This window comes from Amycolatopsis sp. WAC 01376 (genome assembly GCF_003947415.1).
Taxonomy (GTDB): Bacteria; Actinomycetota; Actinomycetes; order Mycobacteriales; family Pseudonocardiaceae; genus Amycolatopsis.
The window spans coordinates 260545-281982 of record NZ_QHKL01000009.1; the positions used below are offsets into that span (position 1 = coordinate 260545).

At 68.5% G+C, this 21438-nt stretch carries 23 protein-coding genes; 12 read left to right on the plus strand and 11 right to left on the minus strand.

Translation table 11 applies throughout. The features are described from left to right. Nucleotides 1-55: 55 nt before the first annotated feature. Nucleotides 56-1510 carry a M17 family metallopeptidase gene (locus DMH03_RS36695; RefSeq protein WP_125796586.1) on the plus strand — a complete coding sequence of 485 codons (1455 nt, stop codon included), beginning with the start codon at nt 56-58 and terminating at the stop codon, nt 1508-1510. 7 nt (nt 1511-1517) lie between these two features. On the opposite strand, the gene DMH03_RS36700 is transcribed toward DMH03_RS36695, so the two are convergent. Then, on the minus strand, nt 1518-2129 hold the full coding sequence (locus tag DMH03_RS36700; protein WP_125796587.1) for a phosphatase PAP2 family protein: 612 nt from the start codon (nt 2127-2129) through the stop codon (nt 1518-1520). Between the two features lie 69 nt (nt 2130-2198). Beyond that, nucleotides 2199-3083: a LysR family transcriptional regulator gene (locus DMH03_RS36705; protein WP_199749165.1), complete on the minus strand. Its 885-nt coding sequence runs from the start codon at nt 3081-3083 to the stop codon at nt 2199-2201. A 105-nt stretch (nt 3084-3188) separates the two neighbouring features. Between DMH03_RS36705 and DMH03_RS36710 the strand changes: the two genes are divergently transcribed. Continuing rightward, on the plus strand, nt 3189-4433 hold the full coding sequence (locus tag DMH03_RS36710; protein ID WP_125796752.1) for an MFS transporter: 1245 nt from the start codon (nt 3189-3191) through the stop codon (nt 4431-4433). Between the two features lie 13 nt (nt 4434-4446). Here the strand turns inward: DMH03_RS36710 and DMH03_RS36715 are convergent, their stop codons facing one another. Beyond that, nucleotides 4447-5097, minus strand: a complete 651-nt coding sequence (locus DMH03_RS36715; protein ID WP_125796589.1) for an O-methyltransferase — start codon at nt 5095-5097, stop codon at nt 4447-4449. Between the two features lie 178 nt (nt 5098-5275). Here DMH03_RS36715 and sigE point away from each other — a divergent pair, with 178 nt between their 5' ends. Continuing rightward, nucleotides 5276-5896 (plus strand): RNA polymerase sigma factor SigE, encoded by a 621-nt coding sequence (sigE, locus tag DMH03_RS36720; RefSeq protein ID WP_034313360.1) that lies wholly within the window; start codon nt 5276-5278, stop codon nt 5894-5896. After that, nucleotides 5893-6570, plus strand: a complete 678-nt coding sequence (locus DMH03_RS36725) for an anti-sigma factor (protein WP_125780891.1) — start codon at nt 5893-5895, stop codon at nt 6568-6570. Before sigE ends, DMH03_RS36725 begins: the two co-directional genes overlap by 4 nt. Nucleotides 6571-6579: 9 nt before the next feature. Here the strand turns inward: DMH03_RS36725 and DMH03_RS36730 are convergent, their stop codons facing one another. After that, entirely contained in the window at nt 6580-7236 is a 657-nt protein-coding gene (locus DMH03_RS36730; protein ID WP_125796590.1) for a hypothetical protein, read from the minus strand. A gap of 161 nt (nt 7237-7397) precedes the next feature. Here DMH03_RS36730 and DMH03_RS36735 point away from each other — a divergent pair, with 161 nt between their 5' ends. Both DMH03_RS36735 and tatB read left to right on the plus strand, forming a co-directional pair. Beyond that, the gene (locus DMH03_RS36735; protein ID WP_125796753.1) at nt 7398-8939 is read left to right on the plus strand and encodes a S1C family serine protease; all 1542 of its coding nucleotides are present in this window, start codon (nt 7398-7400) and stop codon (nt 8937-8939) included. Between the two features lie 56 nt (nt 8940-8995). After that, a complete protein-coding gene (tatB, locus tag DMH03_RS36740; RefSeq protein WP_125796591.1) occupies nt 8996-9409 on the plus strand; it encodes a Sec-independent protein translocase protein TatB in 414 nt (137 codons plus the stop codon). A gap of 419 nt (nt 9410-9828) precedes the next feature. Here the strand turns inward: tatB and DMH03_RS36745 are convergent, their stop codons facing one another. From DMH03_RS36745 to DMH03_RS36760, 4 genes are read right to left on the minus strand one after another with little or no spacing between them, the layout of a single operon-like run. Further along, a complete protein-coding gene (locus DMH03_RS36745; RefSeq protein WP_125796592.1) occupies nt 9829-10974 on the minus strand; it encodes an Mrp/NBP35 family ATP-binding protein in 1146 nt (381 codons plus the stop codon). Nucleotides 10975-10983: 9 nt separating this feature from the next. After that, the gene (locus tag DMH03_RS36750) at nt 10984-11493 is read right to left on the minus strand and encodes a DUF1003 domain-containing protein (RefSeq protein ID WP_125780901.1); all 510 of its coding nucleotides are present in this window, start codon (nt 11491-11493) and stop codon (nt 10984-10986) included. Beyond that, a complete protein-coding gene (locus DMH03_RS36755) occupies nt 11486-12793 on the minus strand; it encodes a magnesium transporter MgtE N-terminal domain-containing protein (RefSeq protein ID WP_125796593.1) in 1308 nt (435 codons plus the stop codon). Before DMH03_RS36755 ends, DMH03_RS36750 begins: the two co-directional genes overlap by 8 nt. Before the next feature lie 44 nt (nt 12794-12837). Continuing rightward, complete coding sequence (locus DMH03_RS36760; RefSeq protein WP_125796594.1) at nt 12838-13749, minus strand: aminoglycoside phosphotransferase family protein; 912 nt, start codon at nt 13747-13749, stop codon at nt 12838-12840. Nucleotides 13750-13837: 88 nt separating this feature from the next. Between DMH03_RS36760 and DMH03_RS36765 the strand changes: the two genes are divergently transcribed. After that, on the plus strand, nt 13838-14680 hold the full coding sequence (locus tag DMH03_RS36765) for a slipin family protein (protein WP_125796595.1): 843 nt from the start codon (nt 13838-13840) through the stop codon (nt 14678-14680). A 79-nt stretch (nt 14681-14759) separates the two neighbouring features. Here DMH03_RS36765 and DMH03_RS36770 read toward each other — a convergent pair whose 3' ends face one another. From DMH03_RS36770 to DMH03_RS36780, 3 genes are read right to left on the minus strand one after another with little or no spacing between them, the layout of a single operon-like run. Next, nucleotides 14760-15416: a DUF4190 domain-containing protein gene (locus tag DMH03_RS36770; protein WP_125796596.1), complete on the minus strand. Its 657-nt coding sequence runs from the start codon at nt 15414-15416 to the stop codon at nt 14760-14762. Nucleotides 15417-15465: 49 nt separating this feature from the next. After that, the gene (locus DMH03_RS36775; RefSeq protein ID WP_125796597.1) at nt 15466-15822 is read right to left on the minus strand and encodes a DUF4190 domain-containing protein; all 357 of its coding nucleotides are present in this window, start codon (nt 15820-15822) and stop codon (nt 15466-15468) included. Nucleotides 15823-15854: 32 nt separating this feature from the next. Next, nucleotides 15855-16172: a DUF4190 domain-containing protein gene (locus DMH03_RS36780; RefSeq protein ID WP_125796598.1), complete on the minus strand. Its 318-nt coding sequence runs from the start codon at nt 16170-16172 to the stop codon at nt 15855-15857. Nucleotides 16173-16329: 157 nt separating this feature from the next. On the opposite strand from DMH03_RS36780, the gene DMH03_RS36785 reads away from it, so the two are divergent. From DMH03_RS36785 to DMH03_RS36805, 5 genes are all read left to right on the plus strand, one after another. Continuing rightward, a complete protein-coding gene (locus DMH03_RS36785; RefSeq protein WP_125796599.1) occupies nt 16330-17526 on the plus strand; it encodes an acyl-CoA dehydrogenase family protein in 1197 nt (398 codons plus the stop codon). Nucleotides 17527-17586: 60 nt separating this feature from the next. Next, the gene (locus DMH03_RS36790; RefSeq protein ID WP_125796600.1) at nt 17587-18102 is read left to right on the plus strand and encodes a general stress protein; all 516 of its coding nucleotides are present in this window, start codon (nt 17587-17589) and stop codon (nt 18100-18102) included. Nucleotides 18103-18327: 225 nt separating this feature from the next. Beyond that, nucleotides 18328-19650, plus strand: a complete 1323-nt coding sequence (locus tag DMH03_RS36795) for an ABC transporter substrate-binding protein (protein ID WP_125796601.1) — start codon at nt 18328-18330, stop codon at nt 19648-19650. Next, nucleotides 19647-20594, plus strand: coding sequence for a carbohydrate ABC transporter permease (locus DMH03_RS36800; RefSeq protein ID WP_125796602.1), 948 nt, complete (start codon nt 19647-19649; stop codon nt 20592-20594). Before DMH03_RS36795 ends, DMH03_RS36800 begins: the two co-directional genes overlap by 4 nt. Beyond that, nucleotides 20594-21436, plus strand: coding sequence for a carbohydrate ABC transporter permease (locus DMH03_RS36805; RefSeq protein ID WP_034313318.1), 843 nt, complete (start codon nt 20594-20596; stop codon nt 21434-21436). Before DMH03_RS36800 ends, DMH03_RS36805 begins: the two co-directional genes overlap by 1 nt. Nucleotides 21437-21438 lie beyond the last annotated feature (2 nt).

The window sequence follows — 21438 nt, forward strand, 5'->3', positions numbered from 1 at the left end:
GGTCTCCTTTCGGAGGCCGGGGTCGCGGTTCATCTGCGCCCGGAGGTCGCTCACTGTGCGTAACCCGCTACCCCCCGTTCCGGGGAAGCTGCTCGAACTCGAGGTCTCGGATGACCTACGGCGCGGTACGCCGCTGGCCACGCTGATCGCCGCACCGTCCGAAGAGGACGGTGACGCCGGACTCGCGGAGATCGGCGGCGTGCGGCCAACCGGCAAGGCCGGTGACGTGCAGACCGTGCCGACCGGCGGCGTCCGCTGGCTGGCGGGTGTCGGCGACGGTGAGCCGCGGCAGTACCGCAAAGCCGGTGCCGCGCTGGTCCGCGCCGTCACGTCGGCGCTGGAGGACGACGTCAAGGCGGGGCAGAAGGCGTTCCGCGCCTTCGCCGTCGAACTGCCCGAGGACGCGGGTGCCGAGCACATCGAGGAACTCGCCTTCGGGCTGCTGCTCGGCGGATACCGGTTCACCGTGACGGCCGACGAGCCGAAGCCGAGCCTGCGGACCGTGCGCTTGATCACACATCACACCGACGCTTTGGAGCGGGTCCGCGAACTCGCCGCGGCCGCCGCGTTCGCGCGCGACCTGGCGAACACGCCCTCGAACATCAAAACCCCCGCCTGGCTCGCCGACACGGCGGCCCGCGTTTCCGGCGGCATCCCGAACCTGACCGTGACGGCCAGGGACGAGAAGTGGCTGGCGGAGCAGGGCTTCGGCGGCGTCCTCGCCGTCGGCGGCGGCCGGGCCGGGCCGCCGCGGCTGATCGAGCTGGAGTACCGGCCGCGCGGGGCGACGACGCATCTGCTGCTGGTCGGCAAGGGCATCACCTTCGACACCGGCGGCCTTTCGATCAAACCGGCCGACGGCATGCACCTCATGCGCACCGACATGGCCGGCGGCGCGGCGATCATCGCCGCCGTCCGCGCGATCGCCGCGCTGCGCCTGCCGGTCAAGGTGACCGGGCTGGTGCCCGCCGCCGAAAACCACGTTTCCGGTTCGTCGTACCGCCCCGGAGACATCGTCCGGCACTACGGCGGCAAGACGACCGAGGTGGGCAACACCGACGCCGAGGGCCGCATGGTGCTGGCCGACGCGCTCGTCTACGGCATCAAGAAGCACAAACCGGACGCGGTGATCGACGCGGCGACGCTGACCGGCGCCATGAAGGTTTCGCTCGGCGTCCGCACCGGCGGCGTCTTCGCCACCGACGACGCGCTCGCGGAGCGGGTCACGAAGGCGGGCGAGCGGGTCGGCGAGGCGTGGTGGCGGATGCCGCTGCTGGAGGACCTCGCCGAGTCCGTGCAGGGTTCGCTCGGTGACGTCCGGCAGGCGCCCGGCGGTCCCGGCGGCATCGTCGCGGCGCTGTTCCTGCGGGAGTTCGTCGGCGACGTGCCGTGGGCACATCTCGACATCGCCGGACCCGCGCGGGCCGACAAGACCTACGCCGACGTCGTCCCCGGGGCCACCGGTTTCGCGGCGCGGACGCTGGTCGAACTGGTCGCGTCCTACGCCTGACCTGCGGTTACCTGCGGGGCGGTAGCAAGGGACCTTTGCTATCGCCTCGCGGGCGCACCCTGGGCATGGGCTGGGTCGGCGCGTCTCCGGCGTGCGCGGTGAGACGGCGCGCGATCCTGGTCGCCGGGCCTTTCAGGTATCGGAACACGAGCCACGCGGTGACGGAGCCGAGGACGAGTCCGGCGAGCACGTCGTGCGGGTAATGCGCGCCGACGAATACCCGCGAGAAGCCCATCAGCAGGGCGCCTGGGAGCACCCACGGCGCGAGCCGTCGCCAGGCCAGTGCCAGTCCGACGGCGGCCGCCGCGGCGATCGTGGAGTGGTTGCTCGGGAGGGACCAGTCGCCGGTCGGCGGGCATTCGACGAGGGTGACGAGGCCCCGGCAGGGCCGGTCCTCGCGGATCACGCTCTTCGCCGCTTCGCTGATCAGGTACGCGATCGCGGTCGCCGCTGGCGCCAGCAGCGCCACGGCCATCCGGACGGGGGAGCTGCGCGCCCGCCACAACATCCAGGCGAAGAGCGCTGCGAAGGCGAGCAGTCCTGCTTCGGTGAACAGGATTCCTGCTGCCTGAAGCCAGCTCGGGCTCGCGCCCGCCAACTCCACGATGTCGTCGTACATTCACCCGAAGTTAGCGAAAACGCGTCCCGGCCGGAGTGGACGAACGGCAGTGACCGACCCTGACGATCGTCACCAATGCTGTGCGCGGACCCGTTCACGGAACCGCAGCACGGCGGGCGGCAGCACCACGTCGCGACGCCAAGCCAGCCCGATGGTCCGCCCGACCGGCGGCACCAGCGGGACTTCGGCGACGCCCGCCGGGCTGCCGGGTTCGAACCGGGGGAGCAGCGCCACCCCGAGCCCGGCCGCGACCAGCCCGCGGACGGTGTCGGACTCCTGCCCCTCGAAAGCGATCTTCGGCGCGAAGCCGGCCGCGGCGCACAGGTCGTCGGTGATGGTGCGGAGGCCGTAGCCGGTTTCGAGGAGGACGAATTCCTCGTCCTTGAGGTCTTCGATGGCGGCGCTGGGCCGGTCGGCGAGGCGGTGCGACGTCGGAACGGAGAGGAAGATCTCCTGTTCGGCGAGTACGGCGGTGTCGAGCAGCGGGTCGTCCACGGGGGCGGGCGCGAGCAGCGCGAGGTCGAGTTCGCCGCTGGTCAGCCTGTCGACCATGTCCTGACGTGAGCCCTGGACCAGCGTGAACCGGACGCCCGGATGGTCCGCGCGGTAGCCGCGGAGCAGCGTGGGGACCAGCGACCTGCCGAGCAGGTGCAGGAAGCCGAGGACGACGTGCCCGGATTCGGGGTCGACCTCTTCGCGGGCCTGGCGGACTCCGGCGTCGACAGCGGCGAGTGCGCGTTCGGCGGCATCGGCCAGCAACTCGGCGGCACGGGTCAGCCGGATGCCGCGGCCGTCGGGGACCGTCAGTGGCGCGCCGAGGGCCTCGCCGAGTGCCGAGATCCGGCGGCTTACCGTGGGCTGCGGGACACCGAGCAGTTCGGCCGCGCGTGTGACGTTCGTCGTGCGGCGCAGTGCGGTGAGCAACGCGAGCTGGGGGGCTAGCTGGGCGGTCATCCTTTCATTCAGCACGGTATCGATTGTGGCAGATGACCGTATTAGACGTATCGTTTAGCCAGGCTTAGCTTCGGAATCGTGCCTGCCACCGGAACCACCCGCCGCGTGACGATCGCCGTCGCCGCGGCCGGGATCTCGTCGTTCGCGCTGCTCTACGCGCCACAGCCGGTGCTGCCGCAGCTCGCCGAGCAGTACCACCTCGATCCCGGTGGCGCCTCGCTCGCGGTGAGCGTCGCGACCGGCGCGCTCGCGATCGCCGTACTGCCGATCGCGGCGCTCTCCGAGGTCGTGGGACGGCGGCCGGTGATCATCGCCTCGGTGGTCGCGTCGGTGGTGTTCGGCTTGCTGCTGCCGCTGGCGCCCAGCTACCCGGCGCTGCTCGTCCTGCGGGCGCTGCAAGGGGTCGCCATCGCGGGGTTCCCCGGAGTGGCCGCCGCCTATCTCGCGGAACGGCTCGGCAAGGCCGGGCTCGCGGCCGCGGTCGGCGCGATGATCGCCGGGAACACCGTCGGCGGCATGATCGGCAGACTCGCGGCCGGGTTCACCGCCGGGCCGTTCGGCTACCGCGGCGCGCTGCTCGTCGTCGCGGGCATCGGCCTGGTCTGCACGGTGGTCACGGTGCTGGCCCTGCCGCCGGGGGAGCAAGGGACCTTTGCTCTCACTTCGCCGGATCGCCGCAGGTCAGAGCGGCTGCGCGAGCAGGGACGGGCGGTGCTGGCCGGGCTCGGCGCCGCGGTCCGGAAGCCGGTCCTGCTGGTCCAGTACGCGGTCGCGCTGCTGGCGATGGGCTCGTTCGTCGCGCTGTACAACGCCGCCGGATTCCGCCTGACCGGTGAGCCGCTGAACCTCTCTCCCGCGATCGCGTCGCTCGTCTTCCTCGCCTACGCGATGGGCTCGGTCTCGTCGGCGACCGCGGGCAAACTCGTCGGCCGGTTCGGCCGTCGCGGGGCGCTCGCCGGCGCCCTGCTGCTCACGATCGCGGGCGCCGCGCTGACGCTGTCCGACTCGTTGCCGATGGTCGTCGCCGGTTTCGTGGTGCTGACCGGCGCGTTCTTCGCCGCGCACGCCGTCGCCAACGGCTGGGCCGCCGCGGAGGCGCCCGAGAACGCCCGAGGCCAGGTCGGCGGGCTCTACACGCTTTCGTACTACCTGGGCAGCAGCATCGGCGGCGCCGTCGGCGCGACCGTCTACGGCCATGCGGGCTGGACCTGGCTGATCGTGCTCACCGCCGCCTGGCTGGCCATCGCCGCGGTCGCTGTGCTCGCGGTGGTCCCCAAGTCCGTGAAGGCCTCCTTGAGGGACTCAGAGTCCCTCAAGGAGGCCTTCACGGAACAGGCGTTGAGGCGATAGCAAAGGTCCCTTGCTACGCGATCGCGGCGACCAGCAACCCGCCGCCCACCGGCAGCAGCGCCGGAACCAGCCGCTCGTCCTCCCGGAAGGCCCGCGCGACCTCGCGCAGCGCCAGGGTGTCCGGATCGCGTCGTGAGGGATCCGTCACCCTCGTCCCCGAGACGTTGTGGAACGCCAGTATCCCGCCGGGCCGGAGCAACGCGACGGCCTGCTCGTAGCAACTCGGGTACTCGATCGGCGCCGAATCGACGAACACCAGGTCGTAGCCACCGGGGGTGAGCCGGGGGAGGACTTCGAGCGCGCGCCCCAGGATCAGCCGGGTCCGCCCCGGCGGGTAGCCGGCCTCGCGGAACGCCGCCCTCGCCGCCCGGTGGTATTCGGGCTCGATGTCGATCGAGGTGAGGATCCCGTCGTCGACCATGCCGCGGAGCAGGCACAACCCGCTCACCCCGGCCCCGGTCCCGACCTCCACGACGGCCTTCGCCCGCAGCGTCGTGGCGAGAAAACGCAGAGTCGCACCCGCGCCCGCACTCAGCGGACCGCACCCCAGATCGGCCGACCGCGCCCGCGCGGTGGCCAGAACCTCGTCGTCGGGGACGTACCCGTCGACGAGGTCGGCGTCGGCGGCCTCGGCAGGCGACCCCGCATGCGTCCCGGAATTCACACGCGGAGGTTAGCGCTGCCTATCGCCAAAAGAGCGAAGACTCCCTGGTACCGACTTCTCAGCCTCCTCTCAGTCCAGTCTCACTAGAAACATAAGCAGGCCGGACAGACTGGTCCTCGACAACGGGAACACCGTGCTCATCGCCCGCGTTGGGTGGAGTAGTTGGGAGAAGACGCTGATGGAGGTGCCTACTTCCCCGATGCAGGAAACGATGCAGGACCAGCACGCGGACCAGGTCACGCCGGTGACGGTGGACGAGGCCGCATGGACGCCGCCCTCGTGGGACGAGGTCGTGCGTGAGCACGCTGACCGCGTGTACCGGCTGGCATACCGCCTGACCGGTAACGCCCACGACGCCGAGGACCTGACGCAGGAGACCTTCATCCGGGTCTTCCGCTCCCTCGCGTCCTACAAGCCCGGCACGTTCGAGGGCTGGCTGCACCGCATCACCACGAACCTCTTCCTCGACATGGCCCGCCGCCGCTCACGCGTGCGGATGGAAGGCCTCCCCGAGGACACCGACCGCATCGTCGGTGACGACCCGAGCCCGGAGCAGGTCTACTCGGACACCCATCTCGACCCGGACCTGCAGGCCGCGCTCGACGAGTTGCCGCCCGAGTTTCGTGCCGCGGTCGTGCTGTGCGACGTCGAAGGCCTCTCGTACGAGGAGATCGGCGCCACCCTCGGTGTCAAACTCGGCACCGTGCGCAGCCGGATCCACCGCGGCCGCCAGGCGCTTCGCGCTTCTTTGGAGCGTCGTCGCGCCGCGGCGCAGGAGTCTGCGAAGGTGGGGGTATGACCGCACCGCGAGGTTGGGGGCTCCCCGAGTCGCATCTTCTTCCGGACGCCATCGTCGCCTTCGTGGACGGCGAGCTGTCCCTCGGCGCCCAGGACAGGGCTTCGGCGCACCTCGCCCGCTGCCAGGCGTGCGCGGCCGAGGTCTCCGCGCAGCGCCAGGCCGTCAACGCCGTGAAGCAGGCGGGAGCCCCGTCGATGTCGGCGGGTTTCCTGGCCAGCCTGTGCTCCATCCCGCAGAACACCGAACTTCCCGGCACGCCGGACAACCTGGCGATGACCGCCGACGGCCAGCTGGTCGCCATCCAGCGGCCCGACAGGGTCGCCGGCCTTCGTGACACCGGAGTGCTGGGCGGGACCACCCCGTTGGGATCATCGGCGCCACTGGGCCAGTCGCCGAACGTCCTCGGCGGCGGACGTTTCGGCGTCGCCCGGCGGAAGTACGCGCAAGGCGCCGGGGTCGTCGTTTCCGGGCTGGTGCTGAGCGCCCTCGCCCTCGTCGCGACCTCGGGTGACGGCAGCGAAGAACAGCCGAACACCGGCTTCACCCCGCCGCAGGGGGTCAACGCCGGTCTCCTGCCCGCGCAGCTGGGCGGCGGCACCCAACCGGAACCGCCGCGCAGCCCCGCGCCGAGTCCGAGCACGTCGAGCGCGCCCATGCCCGTCTCGGCCCGCTGATCTGCTTCGTCAGGGTTTGACGAAGCAGATCGTCGCGCTCTTGAACTGCGAAGTCCCGTAGCTGGCGTAGGAGATGACCTCCGCGGTGCCTTCCGCACACGGACTGTTCACCACGCTCATCTGCGGGAAGACCTCACTGATCCTCAGCCGCGCCGAGCCGCAGTCCTTCAGCGGCGGCGGCGTCTTGGTCTCGATGTCGTCGAAACACAACCCGACCTTGGCGTTGATCGCCAGGCACAGGGCGACGCCGTCGCCGCGTACCGGCCTCGGGACGGCGTACTTGTAGAAACCGTCCTTGCAGTTCCAATCACCCTTGTCGACGCCGGTGAGGCTCACCGCGTAAGGGGCTTGCGGTGAATCGCACGGCGTCTTGACCGCGTCGGCCTCTTTGCCGGATCCGGTCAGCACGACGCAATCGCCTTCGGTGAGGGCTTTGGCCTGCTTCTCCGGCCCTGCGATGTTGTTCAGCGTGACGATCACGGCGAATCCGCCGACGGCCACGACGAGCGCGAGCACGAGCAGCGTTATCTGAAGCTTCTTGGAATAGCGCTTCTTCTTGGGCGGCTGCTGTGGCCAGCCCTGGTGCTGCGGCCACTGCTGTTGCGGCCATTGCTGCTGCTGAGGGACGTTCTGGGGCGGAAAAGGAGCCCCCGGGTTCTCCGACATGCCCGTTAGACTGCCAGACGTGAGACATGGTTGCCTCAAGTGTCACACTTCTTGGCCGATCCGGGGAATCAACGCGCACTTCACCGTGGTCACGGCAGAATCCAGGACGAGGCTTGGCGTACTCTCGCGTCCGGCCAACCTGATCTCAGCCCCGGGGAATGATGACCGAGCAGCCGAACGCGAATCCGCAGCAGCCTGGTGACCCGGCGGGGGATCGGCTGGCGCCGCGCCCGCTGGCCAGGCCCGCCGTCGATCCGGCGCAGGCGGCCACGTTCGGCAGGCCGCGCGGCGTCGACGGCGCCTTCGACAAGCTGTACCAGCCCGGCACGAACGGGCAGGCCGCGCCGGGTCTGAACCTGGCACCCCCGACGCCGGAATCGCTCGCCGAGGCCTTCCGCCGCCCGCCGGGTGCCGAAGGTGTCGTGCTCGAGCGGCCGCAGGGGACCAACGGCTCCGAGCTGTCCGCGAACGGTTCGGAAGGCCCGCTCTGGACCACGACCTCGGACCCGTGGCGCGACCCCGGCTCGGGTGCGGTGCTCGCCGGACCCGCCGTCCAGCAGGACTCGGAAGAGGACAAGGACGTGAAGCGCCCGCAAGGTGCGCTGCTGAGCCTTCCGGAAGTTCTCTTCGGGCGCCGTGTGCAAACGAAGGCACTCGCGATACTCGCCGCCGTCGCGCTGGTCATCGGTGCCGCCGGCGGGCTGATCGGCTGGTGGTTCGCCGACACCGGCAGCGAACTGACCGGCCAGGCCAGCATCTCCGAAGCCGACGCGGCCAAGGAACGTCCGGCGGGCTCGATCGCCGACATCGCCCACCGGGTGGCGCCCGCCGTGGTGTCGCTCGAGGTGTTCAAGCCCGGCGCCGACGCCGGCCAGCAGGGTTCCGGCGTCGTCATCGACACCCAGGGTTACGTGCTCACGAACGAGCACGTGATCTCCGCCGCGACGGCCGACTCGGCCACCAAGGTCACCGCCGTGTTCTTCGACGGCAGGCGCGTCGAGGCGAAGGTCGTCGGCTCCGACCCCAAAACCGATCTGGCCGTGGTCAAGGTCGACGTCGACAACCTGACCGCGTTGCAGGTCGGGAAGTCGTCCGACCTCGCCGTCGGCGACTCGGTGATCGCCGTCGGTTCGCCGCTGGCGCTGCAGAACTCGGTCACCGCCGGCATCGTGAGCGCGCTCAACCGCCCGGTCACCGCGGGCGGCGACGGCGGCAGCGCGCCGGTGATCTACGAGGCCATCCAGACCGACGCCGCGATCAACCACGGCAACTCGGGCGGCGCGCTCGTCGACGCGACCGGCGCGCTGGTCGGGATCAACTCCGCGATCCGCTCGTCCAGCGCCGAAGGCGGCAGCATCGGCATCGGATTCGCCATCCCGAGCGACTACGCGGTGAAGATCGCGAAAACACTGATCAAGGACGGCAAGGTCGTCCACCCCGACATCGGCATCAACGCTTCGTCCACCGTCGCGGGCTCCAGCACCATGGGCGCGCAGGTCCGCAACGTGGCCCCCGGCGGCCCCGCCGCCTCGGCCGGGATCAAGGAAGGCGACGTCATCACCGAAGTCGGTGGACGGCTCGTGCGCGACTCCGCGGAACTGCTCGTCGCGGTCCGCGCGCGCGAAGTCGGCGAAGTGGTCCCTGTCCGCCTTGTCCGGGATGGGTCTTCGCTTGTGGTTGACGTGAAACTGGCCTCGGACTAGCGAGTTCGGCCGGGGTACCCTGAACGGGGAAGACGCCGAGGCGGAGGTTCACACGGGTGTTCGAGAGTGTCGGCTGGGGCGAGATCCTCATCATCGTCGTCGCGGGTCTTTTCATCCTCGGTCCGGAACGGCTGCCCGAAGCGGCGGCCTGGATGGCGAAGAGTGTCCGCAAGGTCCGGGATTTCGCGACCGGGGCCAAGACGCAACTGCGCGAGGAAATGGGCCCGGAGTTCGATCAGCTGCGCAAGCCGCTGGAGGACCTGCGGGGCCTGCGGAACTTCGACCCGAAGCGGGTCGTCACCCAGCACCTGTTCGACGGTGACACGGATCCGCTGGGGCTCAACAACGTCAACGGCACCAATGGTGCCGCCAACGGTGCTGCGAAGCCCAACGGTCACCCGGCGACGGCTTCGCAGCCGGAGCCGCTGAAGCCGGGTGAGCGCCCGCCGGTCGACCCCGACGCCACCTGACCTCTCACGCACGCTCAAACGCTATGAACGGTCCTTTCCTTGCAAATTTTGCAAGGAAAGGACCGTTCATAGCGTTCGCGGAGGTCACTTGAGCCTCGACTTCGGCGCCCGTCGGAAGCGATAGCAAAGGTCCCTTGCTCCCGGACCACGTGGCGCCACGGGCCCCAGCGGCGACGACTGAAGGCGCACCCTCGCTCAAGCGCAATGAAGGGGCCTTTCATAGCAAATTTTGCTATGAAAGGCCCCTTCATTGCAGCTTCGGGGGTCGCGTGAGCCTCGCCAAGTGTCAGGAAAGGGTCGTTCAGGACGAAAAACGTCCTGAACGACCCTTTCCTGACATCAAGACGACTCGGCTGGCCCCCGCCTCCGCGAAAGCGATACCAAAGGTCCCTTGCTCCCCCCGCCGGAGAAACAGCAGGTCAGCGCCCCGCGGGGGTGACGTTCAGCATCATCCCGGCCAGCCCGCGCGCCCGGACGGTCAGCTTCTTCGCCGCCTCCTTGAGCACGAGCGACGCCGGCGCGTCCGGTTCGGCCAGCACGATCGGTGTGCCCGCGTCGCCGAGAGTGACCACGCGCGGGTCCATCGGGATCTGCCCCAGCAGCGGCACGGTCGAGCCGACCGACTTCGACAGCGAGTCGGCGACGGACTGTCCGCCGCCGGCGCCGAAGATCTCCATCCGGCCGCCGTCGGGCGTTTCGAGCCACGACATGTTCTCGATGACGCCGGCCACCCGCTGCCGCGTCTGCAACGCGATCGCGCCCGCGCGCTCGGCCACTTCGGCGGCCGCCTGCTGCGGGGTGGTGACGACCAGGATCTCCGCGTTCGGGATGAGCTGCGCCACCGAGATCGCGATGTCGCCGGTGCCCGGCGGCAGGTCGAGCAGCAGGATGTCGAGGTCGCCCCAGAACACGTCGGCGAGGAACTGCTGCAGCGCGCGGTGCAGCATCGGCCCGCGCCACACGACGGGCTGGTTGCCCGGGGTGAACATGCCGATCGAGATGACCTTCACGCCGTGCGCCTGCGGCGGCATGATCATGGTGTCGACCTTGGTCGGCTTCTCGTGTGTGCCGAGCATCCGCGGCACCGAGTGGCCGTAGATGTCCGCGTCGACCACGCCGACGGAAAGCCCGCGTTCGGCCATCGCGGCCGCGAGGTTCACCGTCACCGAGGACTTGCCGACGCCGCCCTTACCGGACGCGACGCAGTAGACCCGCGTCATCGAACCCGGCTGCGCGAACGGGATCACCGGTTCCGTGGCGTCACCACGCAGCGATTTTCGCAGTTCCGTACGTTGCTCGTCGTTCATGACGTCGAGCTCGACCTTGACTTCGCTGACGCCGGGGAGCTTCGCGACGGCGTCGGTCGTGTCCTTGGTCAGCGTCGCCTTCAACGGGCAGCCCGCGACCGTCAGGTAGATCCCGACGGTGACCACACCGTCCGAGCCCACCTCCACGCCCTTGACCATGCCGAGGTCGGTGATCGGCTTCTTGATCTCAGGGTCGTACACGGCCTTCAGCGCGGTGCGGACATCGTCGACGCTGGGGAGTTGCTGCGTACTGGTCACCCCACCATGTTACGTACCGGTAGCCGCGCGGTCGGGTTTGGCCTTGCGCGGCTTGGCATCAAGATCCTCACGGAGCCGGTCGAGTTCGCCCCGCAGGAAGTCCCGGGTGGCGACCTCGCCCAGCGCGATCCGCAGCGACGCCAGCTCCCGCGCGAGGTATTCGGTGTCCGCCTTGGTCTGTTCGGCGCGGTTCCGGTCTTCCTCCAGCGAGACGCGGTCGCGGTCGTCCTGGCGGTTCTGCGCCAGCAGGATGAGCGGCGCGGCGTAGGCGGCCTGGGTCGAGAACGCCAGGTTCAGCAGGATGAACGGGTACGGGTCCCAGCGCAGGGAGACCGCGACCAGGTTCAGCACGATCCAGACGATGACGGTCAGCGTCTGCCAGAACAGGTACTTGCCGGTGCCGAGGAACCGCGCGACGCGTTCGGTGAGCCTGCCGAAAGTGTCCGGATCCAGGTTCAGCCGGAACCGGCCTTGGCCACGGGGCTGGTCGAGCCGTCGCCCGGAGGTCAGTTCAGGCACGTTCGGCCTCCTCGCTCTCTTCGGCGGTCTCGCCGGTGATGTCGTGCAGCCCGGTTTCGCGCCAGTCCTCCGGCAGCAGGTGGTCGAGCACGTCGTCGACGGTGACCGCACCGAGCAGGTGGTGCTCGGCGTCCACCACCGGCCCACAGGTGAGGTTGTAGGCGGCGAAGTATCGGGTGACCTCGGACAAGGTCGCGTTCGGCCGTAGCGCGGGCAACTGGGTGTCGACGGCGCTCGCCACCATCTCGGCGGGTGGTTCGCGTAACAGCCGCTGGAAGTGGACGACGCCGACGAAGCGGCCCGTCGGCGTCTCCGTGGGCGGACGGCTGACGAACACCATGCTCGCCAGCGCCACCGGGAGGTCGGCGTTGCGGATGTGCGCGAGCGCCTCCGCGACGGTGGCGTCCGGCGTCAGCACCACCGGTTCGGGGGTCATCAGCCCGCCCGCGGTGTCGGACGAGTACTCCAGCAGCCGTTTCACCGGCGCCGATTCCTCGGGTTCCATGAGTTCCAGGAACCGGTTCTGGTCGGCGGGTGCCAGTTCGGCCAGCAGGTCGGCGGCGTCGTCGGGGTTCATCGCTTCGAGGATGTCGGCGGCCCGTTCCTCGGCGAGGTAGGACATCAGTTCCTTCTGGTCGTCCTCGGGAAGTTCCTCGATGAGGTCGGCGAGATGCTCGTCGTCCATCGCGTCGGCGACCTCGTGCCGCCGTTTCAGCGGCAGATCACGGACCGTGGCGGCGATGTCCGCCGCGCGCATGGTGTCGAACAGCATCAGCAGCTGCGCCGCGCCCTGGGTCTGGCCGGTCAGGTCGGTGAGCCCCAGCCCGGACACCTCCGACCACGGCAGCACCTGCATCGGCGCGCGCCGCCTGCCGAGGCCGAGTCTGCTCGACCGTTCGCGGATCGCGAGTTTCGCGAGCACCCAGTCGCGCGTGCGCGTCGGCTCCATGCCGGCGTCGACGACGGTGACGCGGGTTTGCGAGCCCGCGAGCGTCGCGTACGCGTCGAACAGCTGCCCGACCACCAGCACCTCGTTGGGCCGCTGATGGAAGCGCCGCATGTTCACCGATCCGGTGGCGAGCGTGACCGCGCTGGGCTCGATCGAGGTCACGCGCAACATCGGCACGAACACCCGGCGCCTGGTCGTCAGTTCGACCACGATGCCCAGAATGCGCGGAGGCTGCTGGTCCAGGCGCAGGCCCGCCACCACGTCCCGCACCTTGCCGATCGATTCGCCATCGGGTCCGAAAACCGGCAAACCGGCCAGCTGAGCTGCGAATACCCTGTTCACGGCTGCCATGCCCGAAGGTTATCGGCTCCCGGGGCGGGAGACGATTCGTGTGATCACCGCGATGCCCAGGCGGCGATTCCGGGAACGGCGGCATAGGCCGGATCCTCGGCGAGGGTTTCGGGCGACTCGCCCTCGGCGAGGTCTTCGTGGAGCCAGATCCAGTTCTGCACCGCGCGGACGAGCGTCCACGCGCGCGTGCGTTCGGCGTCCACCTCGGCCGCCGCGGCGAACCACGCGATCTTTTCGTCCATTGTGGACTCGTTCGCCCGGTTCCAGAGGATCGAGATCGCGCCGAACTCGAGATCCCCCGAAAGCGGCTTCGGGTCGATCACCAGCCACGGTTCGCGCGCCCCGGCGAGGACGTTCTCGAAGTGCAGGTCCTCGTTCACCATCAGCTCACCGGCTTCCGGTCCGAGGTTCACACAGACTTCCACGGCCGCGTCGATGTACTTCCGGTCGAACGGTTCGCCCAGTTCGCTCCAGGACTCCGGGAGTTCGGTGACCAGCTCCGCCGCTTCCTCGCGAAGGGAACGCCGCAGCGTTTCGGGAGCGGGGACGGCCAGCCGTCGCGCGATCGCGCCGACCGTCTCGACGGCCTGCCGGATCGGCTCCGTTTCCAGCGACCGGGTGGCGTCGAGCCGTTCCAGGAGCAGCACACCGTCCTCGGGCACGTTGTCGTACATCAGGACCGCGCCCTGACCGGCCCAAGTGGACAGTGCGAGCGGTTCGTCGTCGGATTCCTCGTGCGGCCAGCCGAGTTTGAGGATCGCGGGGGAGCCGTCCGCGCGGCGCACGGGCTGCGCGACGCCGACGAAACCGTGCATGGCCTCGCCGTCGTAGTCGAGCTGCCATTTGGCGGTGTACTTCTCGGCGAGGAACGGCAGCGAATCGAGCCATTCGGCGGCTCCGGGGCCGAGTCCGGCGGCGCGGTCGAGAAATCTGGGCGGGATCTTGAAACCGGTCACGGACCCACCTTGGCAGGTCTGTCCACCGTGTTTCCTCCGTGACCCGCCGGGCGTACCGTGAACAGCGAGAACAACCCCGGGAGCAGCCATGGTGGTGGAGATTCTCAGTGCGGTCGCCGTCGCGGGCGGTGCTTGGCTCGCGGCCAGCCTTCGCGTGGTGAAACAGTACGAACGCGGCCTCGTGTTCCGGTTCGGGCGGGTGCGCGCGAACATCCGGCAGCCGGGGCTCGCGCTGCTGGTGCCGTTCGCGGACAGACTGCAGAAGGTCAACATGCAGATCGTCACGATGCCGGTCCCCGCGCAGGACGGCATCACCCGCGACAACGTCACCGTGCGGGTGGACGCGGTCGTGTACTTCAAGGTGATCGACCCGGTGCTGGCCGCGGTCAACGTGCAGGACTACCGCTCGGCCGTCGGCCAGGTCGCGCAGACCTCGCTGCGGTCCATCATCGGCAAGAGCGACCTGGACGACCTGCTGTCCAACCGCGAACGGCTCAACGAGGGCCTGGAGCTGATGATCGACAGCCCGGCACTGGACTGGGGCATCCACATCGACCGGGTCGAGATCAAGGACGTCGCGCTGCCGGAGTCGATGAAACGCTCGATGTCACGCCAGGCCGAAGCCGAACGGGAACGGCGCGCGCGGGTCATCTCGGCCGACGGGGAACTCCAGGCGTCGTACAAGCTTTCGCAGGCGGCCGCGACCATGGCCGACACCCCGGCGGCGTTGCAGCTGCGGCTGCTGGAGACCGTCGTGCAGGTTTCGGCGGAGAAGAACTCGACGCTGGTCCTGCCGTTCCCGGTGGAGCTGCTGCGCTTCCTCGACGCGAACACGCCGAAGCGGGAGGCTTCCCCTTCGGAAGCCAACGGTCAGGTGGCGCCGTCGCCACGCGAACCGGACGACGTGGAACAGCGCCCGGGCGTCAGCTGAGCGAGATGTCCCCAATGTGGCATTGGGGACACTCAGCGTCTCCAATGCCACATTGGGGACATCGGGCCGGGCCATCGCGCTAATCCAGGTGGCCGTTCATGCCGAGGATGATGAAGGTCCCGCCGAAACCGGCGTACAGCGCGATGACGACGTAAGCGATGATCACCGCCGCGAGCGCCATGCCGCGTCCGCCCGCTTCGCCGCGGTTCGCCTTCGCCAGCCCGATGTGGCCCAGGATCAGGCCGACGATCACGGTCACGCACGAGCAGAGGCCGATGATCGAGCACACCAGTCCGGCGATCGCCATCCCGTTGTCCTGCGATCGCGGGGGCGCCGCCATCGCGTACGGGTTGTACGGCTGCGGCGACGGATACGCGACCGGCAGCGGCGCGGGCGCGTACACCGCGGGAATCGGCGGGCCCGGAGCCGCGAACGGCGGCGGAACGGGCTCGGCGGTCAGCGGGTCGATGGCCTGCCCGTACGTCTCGGCCGGCACCGGAACGGAAGGCGGCTCGGGAGCGGGAACAGGGTCCGGGACAGCGCCCGAAGGCGGTTCGAACGGAGCGGGCGGCTCGAACGGCGCGGGTGGCGTGAAGGGCGCCGGCGGCTGGAACTGCTGCGGTTCCGGGCTCGACACGGTCTCGGACGCCGAAGATGCCGAAGTCGGGTCCGAGAAGGTGTTCGAGTCGGTGTAGGACGACGTCGACGGTGTGTCCTGAGAGTCGGAACTGCTCATCCGGTTGGCCCCCTGGTTCGTGCGGGACACCACCGTATCCGGGGACGGGTCACGACGCGCTCGCGGCTCCGAGCGCGAGTACCGCGACCACGAACCACAGGATGACGGGGATCAGCCACAGCCCGGTGACGACGTACCCGACGATCATCCCGGCCTGCGCCATGCCCTGGCCGCCCGCTTCGCCGCGTTTGGCTTTCGAGAGCGCGATGTGCCCGAAGATGATCCCCAGTATCGCGGGGAAGCACATGACCAGCCCGATCAGCGAGCACACCAGCGACGCCACCGCCATGCCCTGATCCGGCGGCCGCACGTACGCGTAGGGCTGGACGTAGTACTGCTGAGGCGGCGGCTGGTACGGCTGGAGACCGTAGGGCTGCTGCTCGTACGGGTCGTGCGGATTCGTCATGCCGGTCCCCTCGTAGGTCGAGGACCGTATCGCTAACGGAAAGCGCCGTGTTTCGCGGCGATGTTCAACGCGACCGGGATCGCGATCGCGTACAGGATGATGATCAGGTAGCCGACGACGAACGCCGCGAGTGCCATGCCCTTGCCGCCCGCTTCGCCGCGCCGGGCCTTCGCGAAGGCGACGTGGCCCATGACGATCCCGGGGATCACGGACACCAGTCCGATCAGCCCGAAGAGTGAAAAGATCAGCGCGGCCATCGCCAGGCCGGAGTCCTTGCTCCGCGCCGGAGGCTGGTTCGGGAAGGCGTACTGCTGTTGCGGCGGGAATCCGCCAAAGGGCTGCTGAGTCATGTTCGTCCCCCTCGGACTGTGATCGGCTTGTCACTGTAGTGCCATGGTCACGGATGGCGTACGCGTGACTGCGCTCATAGCGAGGTCCCCGCTCAGGCGTCATACTCACCGGTAACCCAGCGCCGGGAGCCCGGTGCGCGCGAATTTAGGAGCAGCGATGGCTCGCCTCGCCCAGACCGCCGGCTTGACCGACGTGCAGTCCGAGATCCTGGCCACGGTCCGCCAGTTCGTGGACAAGGAGGTCATCCCGCGCGCGCAGGAGCTCGAGCATTCCGACACCTATCCCGCCGACATCGTCGAGGGGATGAAGGAGATGGGCCTGTTCGGGCTCACCATCCCGGAGGAGTACGGCGGCCTCGGTGAATCGCTGCTGACCTACGCGCTCGTGGTCGAGGAGATCGCGCGCGGCTGGATGAGCGTCTCCGGTGTGATCAACACGCACTTCATCGTGGCGCACATGATCAAGCAACACGGGACGCCGGAGCAGAAGCAGCACTTCCTGCCACGCATGGCGACCGGTGAGGTCCGCGGCTCGTTCTCGATGTCCGAGCCGGACCTCGGTTCCGACGTCGCCGCGATCAAGACCCGCGCCCGCAGGACCGACGACGGTTACGTCATCGACGGTTCGAAGATGTGGCTGACCAACGGCGGCAGCTCCAACCTGATCGCGCTGCTCGTCAAGACCGACGAGGGCGCCGAGAAGGCCCACCAGAACCTCACCACGTTCCTGGTCGAGAAGCCCGAGGGCTTCGGCGAGGTCGCTCCCGGCCTCACCATCCCCGGCAAAATCGACAAAATGGGCTACAAGGGTGTCGACACCACCGAAGCCGTGTTCGACGGCTTCAAGATCGGCGCGGACAAGGTCCTCGGCGAAGCGCCGGGCAAGGGCTTCGCGTACATGATGGACGGTGTCGAGATCGGCCGCGTGAACGTCGCCGCGCGCGCCTGCGGCATCGCGATCCGCGCGTTCGAACTCGCCGTCGAGTACGCCCAGCAGCGCAAGACCTTCGGCAAGGCGATCGCCGAGCACCAGGCGATCGCGTTCAAACTCGCCGAGATGGCCACCAAGGTCGAGGCCGCGCACCTGATGATGGTCAACGCCGCCCGTCTCAAGGACTCCGGCGAACGCAACGACGTCGAAGCGGGCATGGCCAAGCTCATCGCCAGCGAATACTGCGCCGAGGTCACCCAGGACTCGTTCCGCATCCACGGCGGCTACGGCTACTCCAAGGAATACGAGATCGAGCGCCTCATGCGCGAAGCGCCGTTCCTGCTCATCGGCGAAGGCACCAGCGAGATCCAGAAGACCATCATCAGCCGCGGCCTGCTCCGCGAGTACAAGTCCCGCTCCTGAACGTTCGCGCCTTTCGCCCGTCCTTGAGAGGATGGACAGGGACGGGCGAGAGGTGATTACGTGAGTGCTCCCTTTGGCGGAAGCGGCCGGGCCGCGGGTGGGCTGCCCAGGCTGCCGACACCGCCTTCCGGCTGGCCGATCGGTTCCTACGCGACGTACGGCGAAGCCCAGCAAGCCGTCGGTTTCCTCGCGGAGAAGGAGTTCGGGGTCGCCGACGTGACCATCGTCGGCGTCGACCTGATGCTCGTCGAGCGCGTCGTCGGCAGGCTGAGCTGGGGCCGCGTGCTGGGCACCGGCGCGGTGTCGGGCGCGTGGTTCGGCCTGATCATCGGGCTGCTGCTCGGCATGTTCAACGACCAGGGTTTCGCCTGGCAGCCCATGATCGGCGGCCTCGTGCTCGGCATTCTGGCGTGGACGGTCTTCGCGGCGATCAGCTACAGCATGTCCCGCCGCGACTTCTCCTCCGCGAGCCAGCTGGTCGCCGGCCGCTACGACGTGCTCTGTCAGCCGCGTTCGGCCGAACGCGGCCGCGAGCTCCTCGCCCAGCTCGCGTTGGGCGGCCGGCCCATCCGGTGACATTCGGCGGTACTCGTTCACCTGTTCGTCGTGCGGTCCGCTGAATCGTTACCGATACTGCTTGCGGGCGGTGATCGCCCGGAATAGGTTGCACAACACCAGTCGGGCGGTCGCGTACTCCAGCGTGTCCGCCTGAGCACTAGCACGTCGGGGTGCTGGCGCGCGGGCTTCTTCAACGCGTCCTAGTGCCGCCGCTCCCCAAGCGTGCGCGGGTGAGGAGGCCTCATGGGGAAGAGGATGAGCGCGAGCCGGAGGGGCCGCTCACCAGGCCGCGCCGGCTCGTTATTGGGCGCGACAGCGCTGACGGCCGGTTTACTGGCGGGCTGCGGTTCGGATGCCGGACTCAAGATCAACGTCTACTACGCGCCGGAAGACAACTTCCAGTCCGTTGTGGACGATTGCACCAAGGCCTCTGGCGGACGCTACGAGGTCGTCTACAACAAACTCCCGCGACCGGCCGACGGCCAGCGGGAACAGATGGTCCGGCGCCTGGCCGCCGGGGACGAGTCACTCGACGTACTGGGGTTGGACGTCACCTGGGTCTCCGAGTTCGCCGAGGCGGGCTGGGTCGACGAATGGACAGGTGAAGCCAAGGCGGAGGCGACCGCGGGTGTCCTGCCGGGACCGCTCGAAACCGCCACGTGGAACGGAAAGCTCTACGCGGCGACCAAGAACACCAACGTCCAGCTGCTCTGGTACGACGACCGGCTGACCCCGACACCGCCGAAGACCTGGGACGAGATGATCCAGCAGGCGCAGGCGCTCAAGGCGCAGGGCAAGCCGGCGAACGTCGTGTTCACCGGCGCGCAGTACGAAGGCCTCGTCGTCATCTACAACACGCTCGTCGAATCGGCGGGCGGCAAGATCCTTTCCGACGACGGAAAATCGGTCGTGATGGACGCGGGCGCGGTCAAGGCGCTGGAGATGCTCAAGAAGGTCACCACGGCCGGGATCACCGACCCGTCGCTGACCAACTCGAAGGAGGACGAGGTCCGCCAGGCGTTCCAGCGCGGGAACGCCGCCTTCGAACTGAACTGGCCGTTCGTCTACGCCTCCTACGCCAAGGAGAAGAAGGACGAGCTGAAGCATTTCAAGTGGGCGACCTATCCGCGGCTCGAAGCGGACAAGCCCGCCAAGACCACGATCGGTGGCTACAACCTGGCGGTCAGCTCGACTTCGAAGCACAAGGCCGAGGCCTACGAAGTCGCGCTGTGCCTGCGCAACGAGAAAAACCAGAAGTTCTCCGCGCTCAAGGACGGTGTCCCGCCGACGATCGAGTCGCTCTACACCGACACGGTCCCGCTCGACGCCACCGCGGGCGTCAGCGACGACAACCCGAGCATGGACACGAAGTACCCGATGCGGGAAACGATCCTGGACGCGCTCAAGAACGCGGCGGTGCGCCCGCTGACCCCGGCGTACCAGAACGCCTCGACAGTGTTGTCGAAGGTGCTTTCCCCGCCTTCTGAAATCGATCCGCGGAAGACGGCGGAGAAGCTGAAAGAACAGCTCGCCGACGCGCTCGAGTCGAAGGGAGTGATCCCGTGACCGTGCAGGAAGCCGCCGGTTCGGCGACCGCGAGCAAGCCGGGGAAGAAGAAACCCGCGCTCAGTGAAGGAAAGAAGGCCGAACGCAGACTCGGGCTCTGGCTGTGTGCCCCGGCGGCGTTCGTGATGATCGCCGTCACCGGCTATCCGATCATCTACTCGATCTGGCTTTCGCTGCAGCGCTACGACCTCAGGTTCCCGGCGCAGCAGGAGTTCGTCGGCCTCGACAACTACATTTCGGTGCTGTCCAACGGTTACTGGTGGACGGCGTTCGGGACGACGATGGGCTTGACCATCGTTTCGGTGGTGATCGAGTTCGTCCTCGGCATGGGCCTGGCGCTGATCATGCACCGGACCCTCGTCGGACGGGGCCTCGTGCGGACGGTCGCCCTGATCCCGTACGGCATCGTGACTGTGGTCGCGGCGTTCTCCTGGTACTACGCCTGGACGCCGGACACGGGCTACCTTGCCAACCTGTTCTTCCCGGACAGCGCGCCGCTGACCGAATACTGGCCTTCGCTGGCGATCATCGTGCTGGCCGAGGTGTGGAAGACGACGCCGTTCATGGCGCTGCTGCTGATGGCGGGGCTGGCGCTGGTGCCGGACGACCTGCTGAAGGCCGCGGCGATGGACGGCGCGACCGCTTGGCAGCGGTTCACCAAGGTGATGCTGCCGGTGATGAAACCGGCGATCCTGGTGGCGTTGCTGTTCCGCACCCTGGACGCGTTCCGCATCTTCGACAACATCTTCGTGCTCACCAACGGCGCGCAGGATACGTCGTCGGTGTCGATGCAGACCTACAACAACCTGGTCAAGGGGCTGAACCTCGGGATCGGGTCGACGATGGCGGTGCTGATCTTCATCACGGTGGCGATCATCGCGTTCATCTTCATCAAGGTGTTCGGCACGGCCGCACCCGGCAGTGACAATGGGGGTAAGCGCTGATGGCCATCGGTGGAGCGGTCACTCCCGGCCGCAAGTTCAAGTGGGGCCTCGTCGACATCCTGGTCCTGGTGTTCGCGTTGTTCCCGGTGCTGTGGGTGGTTTCGCTTTCGTTCAAGACCAAGGAGACCTTGGACGACGGGAACTTCATCCCGTCGGAATGGACGTGGCAGAACTACGCGGACATCTTCGAGACCACGGAGTTCATCAGGGCACTGGTGAACTCGATCGGGATCGCGATCATCGCGACGGTGATCGCGGTCGTCCTCGGCACGATGGCGGCGTACGCGATCGCGCGGCTGGACTTCCCCGGCAAGCAGGTGCTGGTCGGGATGTCGCTGCTGATCGCGATGTTCCCGCAGGTGTCGCTGGTGACGCCGCTGTTCAACATCGAACGTGAGCTGGGGTTGTTCGACACCTGGCCGGGGCTGATCCTGCCGTACATCACGTTCGCGCTGCCGCTGTCGATCTACACGCTTTCCGCGTTCTTCCGGGAAATCCCGTGGGAGCTGGAAAAGGCGGCGAAGATGGACGGCGCGACCCCGGCGCAGGCGTTCCGGAAGGTGATCGCGCCACTGGCGGCACCGGGGGTGTTCACCACCGCGATCCTGGTGTTCATCTTCTGCTGGAACGACTTCCTGTTCGCGATCTCGCTGACCTCGACCGAGGCCTCGCGCACGGTCCCGGCGGCGCTGTCGTTCTTCACCGGGTCCTCACAGTTCGAAGACCCGACAGGGACGATCTCCGCGGCCGCCGTGGTGATCACCGTCCCGATCATCCTGTTCGTGTTGTTCTTCCAGCGTCGCATCGTGGCGGGGCTGACGTCCGGTGCGGTGAAGGGCTGACC

Coding starts and splice junctions, on each gene's coding strand:
- DMH03_RS36700 (WP_125796587.1), bottom strand. CDS start 2,129: ATGTACGACGACATCGTGGAGTTGGCGGGCGCGAGCCCGAGCTGGCTT.
- DMH03_RS36705 (WP_199749165.1), bottom strand. CDS start 3,083: ATGACCGCCCAGCTAGCCCCCCAGCTCGCGTTGCTCACCGCACTGCGC.
- sigE (WP_034313360.1), top strand. CDS start 5,276: ATGGAGGTGCCTACTTCCCCGATGCAGGAAACGATGCAGGACCAGCAC.
- DMH03_RS36725 (WP_125780891.1), top strand. CDS start 5,893: ATGACCGCACCGCGAGGTTGGGGGCTCCCCGAGTCGCATCTTCTTCCG.
- DMH03_RS36730 (WP_125796590.1), bottom strand. CDS start 7,236: ATGTCGGAGAACCCGGGGGCTCCTTTTCCGCCCCAGAACGTCCCTCAG.
- DMH03_RS36735 (WP_125796753.1), top strand. CDS start 7,398: ATGACCGAGCAGCCGAACGCGAATCCGCAGCAGCCTGGTGACCCGGCG.
- DMH03_RS36755 (WP_125796593.1), bottom strand. CDS start 12,793: ATGGCAGCCGTGAACAGGGTATTCGCAGCTCAGCTGGCCGGTTTGCCG.
- DMH03_RS36765 (WP_125796595.1), top strand. CDS start 13,838: ATGGTGGTGGAGATTCTCAGTGCGGTCGCCGTCGCGGGCGGTGCTTGG.
- DMH03_RS36770 (WP_125796596.1), bottom strand. CDS start 15,416: ATGAGCAGTTCCGACTCTCAGGACACACCGTCGACGTCGTCCTACACC.
- DMH03_RS36775 (WP_125796597.1), bottom strand. CDS start 15,822: ATGACGAATCCGCACGACCCGTACGAGCAGCAGCCCTACGGTCTCCAG.
- DMH03_RS36780 (WP_125796598.1), bottom strand. CDS start 16,172: ATGACTCAGCAGCCCTTTGGCGGATTCCCGCCGCAACAGCAGTACGCC.
- DMH03_RS36785 (WP_125796599.1), top strand. CDS start 16,330: ATGGCTCGCCTCGCCCAGACCGCCGGCTTGACCGACGTGCAGTCCGAG.
- DMH03_RS36795 (WP_125796601.1), top strand. CDS start 18,328: ATGGGGAAGAGGATGAGCGCGAGCCGGAGGGGCCGCTCACCAGGCCGC.
- DMH03_RS36805 (WP_034313318.1), top strand. CDS start 20,594: ATGGCCATCGGTGGAGCGGTCACTCCCGGCCGCAAGTTCAAGTGGGGC.